The following is a 13,111-nucleotide window of genomic DNA, read 5'->3' on the forward strand; positions in this document are numbered from 1 at the left end:
TCCTAATTTGTAATATTGAATAAAATTAACTAACCTTTCTATAATGCAGACAGAACAGAAATTTTATGATCATTTTAAGACAATTGGTGACATAATATTACCCACTTCAAGAAATACAATTTTAGTTTCTGATTTGGTTACCGATCTCAGACTTAGTACACGTTTATTGTTCTTACTTATTGATAGCGATGAAAATGATAATTCTTTATTAAGGCTTTCGGAAGATTTTTATTTGCATTTAGATATTGTTTTAAATAATGAATTATCAGGGTTGCCGCAAGCGCTTGAAGGTCTTGCACAAAAGTTTGAAAGTTTTTTAAAGAAAATAGGATATTTAAGATATAAAAATACTATTGAGTGGACTGGTGATCTGACACATGAAGGGATATTAAATTCTACACTAAAAAATCTTTATGATGGTAAATTAGAAGTTAAAAGGAGGAGGGCTCCTAGAGGAACCTCTGCAAATTTTTTACCGATAATGCTTTTTAATAATGTAAGTCCAACTAATGAAATTACTGAATTTATTAGAAATGATTTGCGTAATGCTGTCCATCGTTCGATTCAACATCAAAGGCGTAATCTTGTTGAATGGTCAGAATATGTTCTTTTAGGCTATCTTATTGTAATAAACGATAATGAGGATTTCTTAAGTAATATTTTTCTTCCTGAAGCACGGTCTAATAAGAAGTTACAAATCCATTTTGAAAAGTGGCAAAGTAGATACGTTCAAACACTATTCGTTGAGCAAGATAGGAACGATTTGGCAGGTTTATCACCACAGATTATCGAAACGGATTGGAATCAAGAAAGCACGGAATCATTCGTTCCAAAACAGGGTAAAATATTAGATATTTTAAATGATACTAAAAGTCTCGTCATTCTTGGAGAACCTGGATTAGGAAAAACTACAACTTTGCAATTCCTTGGTTATCAAATGTCATTACATAATGATCACTTACCATTATATTTTCCAGTTAAGGATTATATTGGAGGACAATCGTTATTACAACAAATAGCCGATTTTGCAGGATTGGAACTTCAAATTATAGAAAATTTTCAAACTAAAAATAATATCTTATTTCTAATTGACGGTATTAACGAAATTCTTATTTTACAAGACTCTATTTCTTTAAAGAATCAAATCAAGGCACTTCTTAGAGACTATTCAGAGTGCCCCTTTATAATCACCTCAAGACCATCTGCATATAAAAACGATTTTAATATACCGGTGTTTGAACTTCAACCGATGTCAAATACTGAGATTATAGATTTTATTGAAAAAAACTTTTCATCAACTTGTACTGATCTAATTGTGGAGTTAAACAAACATACAAAACTCAAGGAAATCTGTAGAAATCCTTTAATATTGTATTTTTTATGTGTGCTATCGGAACGATCACCACTTCTTATTCCTCCCAACAAGGGATTATTAATTAGAACATTCATTGAGAGTATTTTAGATCGTGAAAATAAAAAGAATCCCTTATTCCATAAATACACTTTCTTTAATTATTTAATTGCGATCGGCCTTAATACTAGAAAAAACAAAAGATTAAGTTTTGATAGATCTATCTTAGTAAATATCATTGATATAATTGCAGCTAAATTAAACCCTATTGAAAATAGAATTCAGGTAATTGATTTACTTATTGATTCGGGGCTATTAGTTCAAAATGGAAATCAACTTAGCTTTACCCATGAGATTTATCAAGAGTATTTTGCAGCTGAAGGACTTTTATTGGATAATTCAGATAGCAGCCATATTAGTGAGTTAGAATTTATATCAGATTGGGAACAGCCGCTAATTCTTTATTCTGGACTTGTTGAGAAACCAGAAGAATTTATAAAACAATTGTCTATAAAAAATCCTTTATTAGCAATTAAGTGCTATGAAAGTACTGTTTCAGATAATTTTGAACTTAAGGAATTGATAATACAGAATGCATATTTACTTTCAACAGATATTCAGGATATTAAGTCTGCGTCTGATGGATTTTTGGCTTTAGCTAAACTTGACAAGCCTGATCTTATTAATAATTCTTTAGAGTCAAGCGTAAATCAATATGGTACTATTGTTTTCCGTTCTTTGGGACAGATTATTTCTGTTTTAATAAGAACTATAGATTGTAATTACTTAATAGATTTAATAAAGATTGTAATGCAATTAAATAAAACTTTTTTGCCTACAATTATTCGAAATCTGCAACAGAGAAATCCTGATGAAATAATTGAAATAAATAGTGATCTATTAGAAATACTTAAACCTTATATTTATAAAGAATTAGATAGTAGTTTCTTACTTCGTTTTATGATAATGATTAACGTCACTAATCCTGAAAAAGTAGATATTAGGAAATTAAAAAAATATTGTTTAACAAGATGTAAAACTGGTAATACTATCTATAATGAAAATGGAGGAAGCATTTGGAGCATAATAAAGCATTTTAGGTTATATGAAGACAATGAGTATATTAATAAAATACTTGATACATTAACTGTAAATCAAGGTGCGAATCACTTATTTCTAAAAAAAATATATGATAATGTACCGGAGCTTCGAAATATCATTATAGAAAAATGTTTAGAATCTTCGAACATAAGTTGTCAATGCACTGGAATTTTCTTAACGATTAAAAGTGATCAAGAAAATACATTTTATGATTTATTAATTAATCTTAAGATATATCAAGATGGTATTCGTACCAGCAAAATTAGATCAATTCGAGATGAAAAAGATTTCCATGCTAAAATTTTGTCAATCTACACCCTCGAGCAAGTTTTTGTAAAATTCGATGAATTGGAAAGCAGTAGAGAAGACTTTCTTAAAGTTAAAGCCTTTGATGTGAGTCAAAAGGATATAATTGTGAAATCTCCAAAACTTCGTTTGCCTGCGATTCTACCAAGTACTGAAAGAATAGATGAAATAATTACAAAAGGTCAAAATATAAATGTAAAAATTGCATTTTTAGATTATAATAAAAGTAAAATTTATGTAACTCAACATGAAACTCCTATAGAAGATTATTATAAATTCTGTAGTTTGCCACAAATAGGAACAATAACTAATGTAAAAGTGGTTTTGAAAATGCAAAATATTGTTCATGTTACTATTTCAAATCGTTATTATGGAATTGTTGAAGGAATAAATTCTTCATTAAACTTAACTAAAAATTATTTACAGGTTCGAATTGTAAAATATGAGAGAGGTGTTTTTTATTTAAAGCTTACCAATGTAAAAAATCAAAAACTGGTGGTGAAAAAACAAACACATTATTCAAAAAAAACTGATAAGCAATCTGATTTTGCTATAATTCTCAGTCAAGCTCTTAAAAAATAAATGACTTTAAAAATAATTTAGTACGAGAGAAAATAAATAAAATTTTATAACGATTAGGAAGTAAACCAAAAAATGCGCAATTCTCATTGCGCATTTTTTATATAAAGAAAGAAAATATTATTTCAATTTCATCAATTTTTCTAAATACTCAACCTTATCTTTTTCAGCCTGAACCAAACGTTCGTAAAGTTCGACAACTTTATCTAATGGATTAAAAGTAGCATTCATGCCTTGATTAAAACTATTTCCCTGACTTGAACTATTATCGTAAAAGTTATTAAAGAAATTAAAAACAGATTCTTCTGTAAAATTTTCAATAGCTTCTACCGTCACGCCAAGTGCTTTTGCAATTTGTACCAATTTTTCGAAATCAACAGTTTCACTGGTTTCAATGCCAGAAATAGTTTGTTGGCTAGTGCCAATAGCATCAGCAAGTGCTCCTTGTTTCATACCGCGAAGTTCTCTTATTCGGCTTATATTTCGGCCAATGTGTTTTGGTTTAGTTTCTGTGCTCATAATTCAAAGGTATTTAAAATTCTTTAAAAAAATACTCATTGGTAAAAAACAAGATCGTTTTGATAAAATACAATTTTCGTTGTTTTTTGTGTATGTAAATATATGCTTTTCTTACTTTAATCAGAGTAGTAATTTACAGGTAAATACTACAATTAATATTTTATAACTTAGTAACCTAAATATAAAAGTGTATGAATTGTAAATTAACATTTAAAGAAAGAGGTGAGTTAGGCATGAAAATACTTGCAAAGCAAGGTCCTGTAACTTTAGAACAAGCAAGAGCGCAAGCAAAATGGCTTAAAGAGGCGAGTACTTCAAAAGAAAAGAAACAACGCTAATTAAAACAGAGTTTTGATAGTTTAAAAATCAGTCAAGCAACAATCTAAAAAAATCCGTATAAATCAGCGTTTTCGCGAAAGCGAATCCGTATAATCAGCGTCTAAAATCGCCCTAACATCAGGGCGATTTTCCTTTATATATAAAAGTATAATTTCTAAGAAATCATCATCTTCACTCCCAAAATATGCTTGCAAATCCCTCTTTTGCCCTGATAAGCCGTAAACCAGTCGCAAGTACATCTTTGCGAATTATTGTCGATAATGACTTTGTGTACAACGCCGGAACCTTTTACTTTGGCTTCGATATAATCGGCTCTTCGTTCGACGATTTCGATGTCTTCGTTGGCTAATAGTTTCTTGGCATTTTTAAGTCTTGGGTTCAGCGATAAAATGCGTTCGGTTTTAAAAGGGAGACGACGGTAGAAATGCGCTTTTTCGCTTAAATCATAACCTAATAATCCCATCGAGGATAAATTCGAAGTCAGATTGTCCATCGTGCCAAAATCAATATCATTTTCGATAGAAAGCATGGTTGGGTCAAAGGTTTCATTCGATTTCAATAAACTGTTTAATCCATAGACCCATTCTATAGGTAAGTTTTCGGTCATGGTTTCGAGTACATTTCCTTCGCCCGAAAATCCTCGGTACGAATCAGGAGAAAAAGCCATGAGAAGCTGCATCTTTCCAAATTCGGCGACTATCGCACAAGTTTGTTTATCAGCCGATTCGTAAATGAAGATTTTGTCTACAATTGCCAGAATTCCTTCTAACAAACGCAATCTTTGCACACCGCCAATTCTAACACTATCGGCTGTAGCCAAAGTCGAAAACATAAATTTTCCGGCTCTTTTGGTTATGAAAAAATCACCTTTTACAGTTCCTTTTGGTAAACTCTGAAACAACTGAATCGTCTGAATTTTGTTCAGTTCAAACTTAATATCCATATCTGCCAGATACAACTGAACGCTCGTTAAACCTTTGATCCAGCGCATGGGCAAAGTCACTTTTTTCTCCGTCACTTTTGCCTTGCTGGTGATAACCTGAACATCCTGCTGACCAACGGCAAGTGTTACTTTTTCATTTTTCTGAATCGCATTCAAAGCATTCAGCATCGGATCATTAAAATCGACATTCGTAGTTCCGTTGGCAATAAATTCTCCGTCGATCGCTTCGGGTTTCATATCCAGTCGTACATAAACTCCATTACAGGACGAAAAGCCTTCGAAACGCAATCGCTCAGATCCCGCCGAAACGATAGGATCACGCAAACTCGGCGGAATAGGACCAAAACTGGAACGAACCACTTTGGCGATCGTAGTCCAGCATTTTGCGGTAACATACGGATCTGTCAGGCTTCCCCAGAAAAAACACGGAATGTTATTGACTTCCTCAATTTCGGTTTGATGCGCCAGAACCAGATTGTTGATGCCTTTGGTTTTACTGTAAGTCGAAATTCCTTTATAATTATATTCGAGATCTGTCATTTTTCTTTTATTTTAAAATTTGCTTAATCAATGATTTAAGCGATGCATTATCTTTCCATTTTTCGAAGAAAACAATAGCTTCCGCAGATGGTTTCTGATTGGTTTTCGTTAAAATATCAAGATAATTTTCTATTATTTTCTTGAAGTTGGTTGGCAATTTTTCTTTTAAATCAAGATTGGTAAAGAAAGAATTCAGCAACTTCAATAAAGCATTATTATGCAAAGGCGAAACATCTTTTATGGCAATTAATCCGTCGACTAATCTTAAAAACACACCATATTTTTCGGTGGCTAGATACGCTATTTTCTGAGCAAAAAGTTCGATATCAATAGTTTGTTTTTCGATAAGATGAATTAAAACTTCTGATGCCATTAATCGTAAATCTTTCTTTTCCTGAAAGAAACAGCAGGCATATAAAAGCAAACTAATATCTGAGAATCTAAACTCCGGTCTATTGATAACGTCCAGAAATCCTTTTAATTCCGGTTTTGCTCCATCGGCAATATTACAATTGTGCAATAAAGTCAACGCGAGAGCATCTGAGTTTTGTGGTGTAATACTGTGCCAGAAATAGGTGTTTCCGGCATAATTGATATTGTAATCCCAAGTGTTTGATCTCTTGTAAACATCCTGGCTATAAAGCAAATAATTAGGGATTTTAGAATAATTAGGCAAATCAAATCCTGGTTCGTACCAGGATGGTGTTCTTTCTTTTTCTTTGGTTTGATAATTCGTCCATTCGTTCCATTTTTCCTTAAACTCGACCTTAGGTCTAAAAGGAGATACCACAAACGGAATCTCTTTTAGATATGTATTCTCAAATTCAGGGAAAGTATCGTTAGGATAAAATGTTCGTGCTGCAACAGCCCAAAGCGATAGGTTTCCGGTTTCTTTGGTCGTTTTTCCCATTGTAGCCAATAGTTTCGAGAACAGAGAAGTATCGTCTAATTCGACTTTCTCATTTACGCCCAGACAAAACGATAATAAGGGTTTGAGTTCACCTTCGATCTTATCCAATAACGGAATGGCTTCTGCAACATTTTCTCTCGGCATACGGGCAATTGCAATAGCCAGATCGACAGCGTCAATTTCTTCTTTTGTATTTTGGTACGCAATAACCCTTTCTAACAAAACTTTTGGAGCGACCCAATACGGTTTATGACTAGGGAAGGAGAGTAACGGTAAAACCGAATCTGAAACGATTTTTTGCTGTACTTTTTCCAGTAAAGGTTTCATTAAAGTAAGCGTATTTATTTTTGCATAATGCTTGTAGGTACTGTCGAATTTGCCATTAATATTTGGAATTTTCTGCTGTAAAAATGACTTCAGGTAATTTTTATGAACAGCTTCAAAATAATGTTTTTGCAATTGTTTATTATACGGCTCTAATTGTGCTGTATAATCTGCGGGAAACAATTCGCGCTGTTGAATATAGACATTCATCAAAATTTCGGTATCCAGAATTTCTTCTGATCCAATAAAATTTCCAAACTGAAAAACAATATCATTCCAATCCTTTGGTAACTGAACTTCTTCTGTAAGGAGTAATTCTTGTTGAGGTTCGAATGTATATTCTTCAAGTGCAGTATCATCAATCGTTAAAGCATCTTCGTCTAAAAACTGGGTTAATCCTGATTTGATATTTCCCTGCATCAGCGTTACGTATGAGGATAATTTCTCTTTTAGCACTTTATCTTTTACGTTGGCAATTTTGGTAATAATTTTGGTAGCACGTTCCTGCAAAGCCAGATCGGCAATCACATAAACATCGGCTATAATGGATGATATAGTGGCGCTTAGTTTTGGGTTCGATTTATTTATTTTCTCGAGAATTGGCAAAACGTTTTTAATAGCTGCTTTACAATCGCTGCGCATCATAAGCGGTTCAAGCCATTCGAGAAATGATTTTGTTTTGAATTTTGGATGATCGTAAATTTTCTTAATCAGTTCAATTCCGTAACTCGTTATAGGCGGATACGGATTGTGTAGAAAAGAGAATATGTTTTCCTGGTAAACAATAAGTTCATCGGCAGTAACATTAAACTCTTCGATTCTTTTTCTAAAGAACGATTTCAGGTTATTGTTCCATTCTTTGGTTTGAATCTGGATGGCATTTTCGATAAAAAACGCACGTTCCATCTTTTTTTCGTCTAATAATGATTTGTAAATAACGGCCCACGTCTGGAATTCATCATGTTTCTGTTTGTCATTTTCCCTAAAGAAACTGTTGTGCAAAATGGTTTCATAATTAAACAATTCCGGAATATCCCTTTGGTATGTTAGTTTGTCATTCAATGACGTATTAATGAACCTTCTGGTCTTCATTTTGGCACGCCACTCATTTGTTGCGGCAAGTGTCAAAGCGTATAATTCGGGATTAAATGCTAATAAATGCTGCTCTTCAAGTTGGCGCAGCGTATGATAATTAAAACCTACCCAATCTTGCCTTTTTACTTTGTCTAAAATAAAAGTATCAAGCCAGTTTGGTTTTGCCCATAATAAAACCTCCATCACCTGAGGCTTTTCATTAATTTCGTTCAGTAAGCTCAAAGCTTCATCCCAGGAATTGATATCTGCTTTATCAAATAAGGCGATCGCACTTAGGGTAATAATATCACTTTGTTTTTTATCGCCGCGGGTTCCCCAACCATAATCGTGTTTGTCTTTTTTTATATAACCCGGATCTTTGGTAAGATCAGTATAGGTCATAAAATAACGTTTACTTTTCTTGATCAGTTTTTTTAGAGCCTCAATATTCCCCTTTGATTTTTCTTTCAGGAAAGGCAATAGTAAATCTATATTTTTAGATTTTACAATTGCGTCGTATTCTTCCAGAACTTCATCAGATTTTGCGCTTTTAGCGGTTTTAGGTTTTGAAGCTACAGCAACATCACCAGTTTCTGAATATCCTTTTTTTACTTTTTCGGCCAGTATTTTTTCTGCTGATTTGAGACATTCTTCGTCTGTAGAAAATGATTTGGTTTGAGAAGTTCCCGATGTTCCGTTTTTGCCGTAAGTCACAGTATATTCTAATCCTGTAACTTCAATTTGCCAAAACTTATCAGAATTTCCGTCTATGTATTTTAAATATTTTTTCATGGTATTTTTAAGACTGAATTTGATAAAAAATAATGTGTGCGTATATTCTCAAAAATATAAAATTATTAAGGTTTATAGGCTTTTTTAAGGGAAAATTTAGGTTAAAATTGATCGCTGTCCTATAAATATTTCAGTGTGAATACTATGCAAATGTTAAAATATATTGTACATTTGGTCCTGAAATGGAAACAAAACACATATATATCAATCTGTCAGTAAGACAATATAGTGATCGTTTAGCCGGATTTATCTCGGCTGAAGGTTCAGGATGTAATATGTATTTTAATGAATTGAAGTGTAAATTGTAGTTACAAACTCAACATAAATATATAAAAGCGTCCTTTTCGGGGCGCTTTTTTTGTTTTTGCACACTGACATAAGTCGAAATACGACACTTTTCCGACAGGGTCGGGATCGTTCAGGATGATAATTTATATTGCTTAGTAGGATAGAAAATGATAAAAATAACTTTTAACTAAAAAAAAAAATAAAATAATAATAGATGAAATGTTACATGATACGACTAATTAAGGAATTATACTCTTGAAAAGTAATTTGATGATAGACAGTCAATTGATAAAAATAAGAATCTGCACAAGTATGCGGACAGCCATTTCTATGCTTTTTTTATTGGTTTAACTAATTGAAAGTCAGTAAAATAAATATTAAAAATGATTTGGATAATTGATCTTTTACACTTTATATTTGTCGAAGAAATTTGAAGATAGAATTTCAAACAACGATGATTTAAAAATACAATACAACAAATAAGATGGATTTTAAATATAACTCATATAGCGTAGCATTACAAGCCCCAGGATTCGTTTCTGGATGTTTTACAATACAGGTGCATGAATGGCAGTAGGATAAATATGTCTTACTCAATCTCATGAAGCACCTTTAATCGGGTGCTTTTTTTATGCTTAAAAAGTAAAGTTTTGCCACGAAGGCGCAAAGGCACAAAGATTTTTTTATAAAGAATTGGATTAAAAATCTGGCGTTTTTGCGAGAAGCAGACAAAATAGTGAAGAGTAAAAAAACTTAGTGTCTTAGAGCCTTTGCGGCAAGTAAAAAAAATAAAGCTTAGCGCCTTAGTGGCAAATTAAAAATGAATTAAATAAAACAAAATATTATGAACAACAATACATTAGATAGATACAAAAAAGCGATTAGAAAAAAATACGAGATAGAAAAAGAAGGCGAGTACTTTGATTATTTGTACAGTCCGTCTCGTGGAAAACTACGTGATTTCTGTTGGCTTATTTTCGAGAATGGAGTAACTCAGGATGACTTGAATGTTTTTAGAAATTTATTTTCTATAGATTTTGATTACACGAAAAAGAAGAAATTTAAGGATCAAAAAGACAAGTTCAGACCTATTGAAACCTTCTTGAAAGGAGAAACAGATCCTTCGAATATCGATGCAATAAATTTGGCTGCGATTATGGTTGATTTTCAACCACGTCCTTTTAAGAACTTTAATAAAGTGTGTAGAATGGAAGATGCAATACAAGTTGAAAACAGCTACAGTGCTAAGGCAGTTGCTGAAGCAGAGAAAAAGATCAGAAAAAGAGCCGCTTTTGCAGAAAATGAAAAGTCAGGAGAATATTCTGGGAAAAAACGTCTTTTTTCAAATTTCGCCACTCTGTTCTCTAAAAGAGGAGATCAGAAGAGCTATCCGGAAAAAACAATCCGTTTCTCGAGTGGTTAGATACTCATTTGTCAATTGAAGGAAATCTTCATGAAATAAAAAACGGCTGTCTCACAAGACAGCCGTTTTCGTTTGGTTATATTATTTTGATTATGAATTCTGACCATATATTTTAGCGTAAAGATCTTTGTAAATCTCTTTAATAATTTTACGCTTTAATTTTAATGTTGGAGTCAATTGTCCGCCATCGATAGACCAAACATCAGGAGTAAGCTCAAAACGTTTGATTTTTTCCCAGTGACCAAATTTCTCATTGATTTTCTCTACTTCTTCATCAATACGTTTAATCACATCAGCATTTGCGCTGATTTCTGCATCAGTACTTCCTAAAGTTACTTTATGCAGTCTTGCCCATTCTTTTACAAATTCAAAATTAGGCTGAATAAAAGCAGCAGGCATTTTCTCTCCGTCACCAATGACCATGATTTGCTCAATAAAACGAGATTGTTTCATTGCATTTTCAATCAATTGAGGGGCAATATATTTTCCTCCTGAAGTTTTGAACATCTCTTTTTTACGATCTGTAATTTTAAGGAAACCTTCGCTGTCAATCTCACCAATATCTCCTGTATGAAAATATCCGTCTTGTAATGCTTCGGCAGTTTTTTCAGGATCTTTAAAATAACCTAACATTACATTGGGTCCTTTACAAAGAATTTCTCCGTCCTGAGCAATTTTTACTTCAACGTTGCGAATTACTTTACCTACCGTTCCAATCTTGAAACCTTTGTTTCTTTGATCGTTTACAGCAATTACAGGAGAAGTTTCAGATAAACCGTAACCTTCCATAACCGGAATTTCGGCAGCAGCAAAAACTCTCGTTAAACGGGGTTGCAATGCAGCACTTCCAGAAACCATTAATTCCAGATTTCCTCCCAAACCTTCTTTCCATTTACTAAAGATAAGTTTGCGGGCGATTTTTAACTGAAATTCATACCAGAAACCATTAGCTCCGTAAGGCTCATATTTTAAACCTAAATCGATAGCCCAGAAAAATAATTTTTTCTTGATACCGGTTAGTTCACCGCCTTTGGCATAAATTTTATCGTATACTTTTTCTAAAAGTCTTGGTACAGCTGTAATCACCGTAGGACGAACTTCTTTTAAGTTATCACTAATTTTATCAATCGATTCTCCAAAATAAACCGATACACCATAAAACTGATAGATATATAAAATCATTCTTTCAAAAATATGGCAAATAGGCAGGAAGCTCAAAGCAGTACTTTTTCCCGGATCAAACGGAATTCTTGGCGCACTGTCTAAAACATTCGATACAATATTTTGGTGCGAAAGCATTACACCTTTAGGTCTTCCTGTTGTTCCAGAGGTATAAATAATGGTAGCCAGATCATCAGTCTTAATACTGTCTTTTCGGGCTTCAACTTCGCTCTGATTGCTTTCGTCTTCACCAAGAGTCAATAACTCAGTCCAGTGTTTGCAACCTGCAATTTCATTAAACGAGTAAACCTCTTTTAATGTGGGTACATTTGCTTTTATCGCATTTACTTTGTTAAGTACTTCTTCATCAGATACAAAACAGTAAATACTTCCGCTGTGATTTAATATATATTCGTAATCTTCTTCGGCAATTGTGGGATAGATCGGAACGTTTTGCGCACCGGTTTGCAAAATACCAATATCCATGATATTCCATTCGGTACGATTGTTCGAAGTTATCAGGGCAATTTTATCATCTTTCTGAATGCCCAAACGTAATAATGCTCTCGAAATAGCATTAGCTTTTGCAATATATTCCTGGCTAGATGTTTTTTCCCAGACTCCATTTTTTTTGGTTGCTAAGGCAACCGGAAGGTTATAAGTTTCTTGTTGATAATAGGGAAAATCAAAAAGGCGTGTGATTGAAACCATGTTTAATATATTGAATTTTACCGCAAATTAAATAAAAATTAGGTATGATTTTTAATTTTATAAGAATTTATGGGAAAAATTATAGGTATAATAGAAAATCTACGAAAACGTTTTCTTTTTTGTAGTAATTTTTTGAAATAACGAGAAATGTTTATTTTCGTTATGATTTTCGATCTTATTATTGAACATTATAATCCACATATTCTTTTACTCTTTCTCCCATCAAAAACATTTTTTTCTTGGCAAAATGAATCGAAAATTGAGAATATATCCAGGCATCACTATCATTTGTTCTGTACCAAAAGGTATACGATGCACTATTGAAACCTTCTTTAAAAACCGGAATTCCTTCATCTGTACATTCTATTCCCCAGTTGATTTTGCTTTTGCTTAAATCATCTGCCTGAATAAACCCGGTACCGTCAGGATTTAAAACTGTACTGGGTGCTTTTTGTCCTGTAGGGATATAAGTTCCCGGAACAGGATAACCAATTGTAGTGGTAATATAATGATCACGACCATTGTACGTAATTTGATCTACATGAACCTGAGCATGAGATTGTGCAGCAACAAAAAATAACGTAATAAGTAATAAATGTAAAGATTTCATTCTATGTAAGTTTAATTGTTTTTGGATGGCAAAAAAAATCAGTGGCATAATTTTTTTGGCGAATATACTTCAAATTTCTATAGAAAAATGAATCCCAATTACAAGAATGAATTTATTTTTTAACATTTTATTGCTGCCCA

8 protein-coding genes are annotated in these 13,111 nt (G+C 32.7%); 3 read left to right on the top strand and 5 right to left on the bottom strand.

The features are described 5' to 3' along the window. Positions 1-43 precede the first annotated feature (43 nt). Complete coding sequence (locus tag ACIDC4_RS08040; RefSeq protein WP_412042504.1) at positions 44-3,340, top strand: NACHT domain-containing protein; 3,297 nt, start codon at positions 44-46, stop codon at positions 3,338-3,340. A gap of 117 nt (positions 3,341-3,457) precedes the next feature. On the opposite strand, the gene ACIDC4_RS08045 is transcribed toward ACIDC4_RS08040, so the two are convergent. Beyond that, complete coding sequence (locus ACIDC4_RS08045) at positions 3,458-3,856, bottom strand: helix-turn-helix domain-containing protein (protein ID WP_230040011.1); 399 nt, start codon at positions 3,854-3,856, stop codon at positions 3,458-3,460. 191 nt (positions 3,857-4,047) lie between these two features. Here ACIDC4_RS08045 and ACIDC4_RS08050 point away from each other — a divergent pair, with 191 nt between their 5' ends. Beyond that, positions 4,048-4,194: a hypothetical protein gene (locus ACIDC4_RS08050; RefSeq protein ID WP_412042503.1), complete on the top strand. Its 147-nt coding sequence runs from the start codon at positions 4,048-4,050 to the stop codon at positions 4,192-4,194. 155 nt (positions 4,195-4,349) lie between these two features. On the opposite strand, the gene ACIDC4_RS08055 is transcribed toward ACIDC4_RS08050, so the two are convergent. Beyond that, a complete protein-coding gene (locus ACIDC4_RS08055) occupies positions 4,350-5,678 on the bottom strand; it encodes an SWIM zinc finger family protein (protein WP_412042502.1) in 1,329 nt (442 codons plus the stop codon). Positions 5,679-5,685: 7 nt separating this feature from the next. Beyond that, complete coding sequence (locus tag ACIDC4_RS08060) at positions 5,686-8,778, bottom strand: DUF6493 family protein (protein WP_412042501.1); 3,093 nt, start codon at positions 8,776-8,778, stop codon at positions 5,686-5,688. Positions 8,779-9,910: 1,132 nt separating this feature from the next. Here ACIDC4_RS08060 and ACIDC4_RS08065 point away from each other — a divergent pair. Next, on the top strand, positions 9,911-10,489 hold the full coding sequence (locus ACIDC4_RS08065) for a hypothetical protein (RefSeq protein ID WP_412042500.1): 579 nt from the start codon (positions 9,911-9,913) through the stop codon (positions 10,487-10,489). A gap of 90 nt (positions 10,490-10,579) precedes the next feature. Here the strand turns inward: ACIDC4_RS08065 and ACIDC4_RS08070 are convergent, their stop codons facing one another. Then, complete coding sequence (locus tag ACIDC4_RS08070; protein ID WP_412042499.1) at positions 10,580-12,361, bottom strand: AMP-dependent synthetase/ligase; 1,782 nt, start codon at positions 12,359-12,361, stop codon at positions 10,580-10,582. A 178-nt stretch (positions 12,362-12,539) separates the two neighbouring features. Next, positions 12,540-12,971, bottom strand: coding sequence for a hypothetical protein (locus ACIDC4_RS08075; RefSeq protein ID WP_230040002.1), 432 nt, complete (start codon positions 12,969-12,971; stop codon positions 12,540-12,542). Positions 12,972-13,111: the final 140 nt, after the last annotated feature.

Origin of the sequence: Flavobacterium sp. C3NV, from assembly GCF_046825355.2 — a bacterium.
GTDB lineage: Bacteria > Bacteroidota > Bacteroidia > Flavobacteriales > Flavobacteriaceae > Flavobacterium.

What these genes read in the sequence shown, in the direction of transcription:
- ACIDC4_RS08040 (WP_412042504.1), top strand. Translation starts at nt 44, where the DNA reads ATGCAGACAGAACAGAAATTTTATGATCATTTTAAGACAATTGGTGAC.
- ACIDC4_RS08045 (WP_230040011.1), bottom strand. Translation starts at nt 3,856, where the DNA reads ATGAGCACAGAAACTAAACCAAAACACATTGGCCGAAATATAAGCCGA.
- ACIDC4_RS08050 (WP_412042503.1), top strand. Translation starts at nt 4,048, where the DNA reads ATGAATTGTAAATTAACATTTAAAGAAAGAGGTGAGTTAGGCATGAAA.
- ACIDC4_RS08055 (WP_412042502.1), bottom strand. Translation starts at nt 5,678, where the DNA reads ATGACAGATCTCGAATATAATTATAAAGGAATTTCGACTTACAGTAAA.
- ACIDC4_RS08060 (WP_412042501.1), bottom strand. Translation starts at nt 8,778, where the DNA reads ATGAAAAAATATTTAAAATACATAGACGGAAATTCTGATAAGTTTTGG.
- ACIDC4_RS08065 (WP_412042500.1), top strand. Translation starts at nt 9,911, where the DNA reads ATGAACAACAATACATTAGATAGATACAAAAAAGCGATTAGAAAAAAA.
- ACIDC4_RS08070 (WP_412042499.1), bottom strand. Translation starts at nt 12,361, where the DNA reads ATGGTTTCAATCACACGCCTTTTTGATTTTCCCTATTATCAACAAGAA.
- ACIDC4_RS08075 (WP_230040002.1), bottom strand. Translation starts at nt 12,971, where the DNA reads ATGAAATCTTTACATTTATTACTTATTACGTTATTTTTTGTTGCTGCA.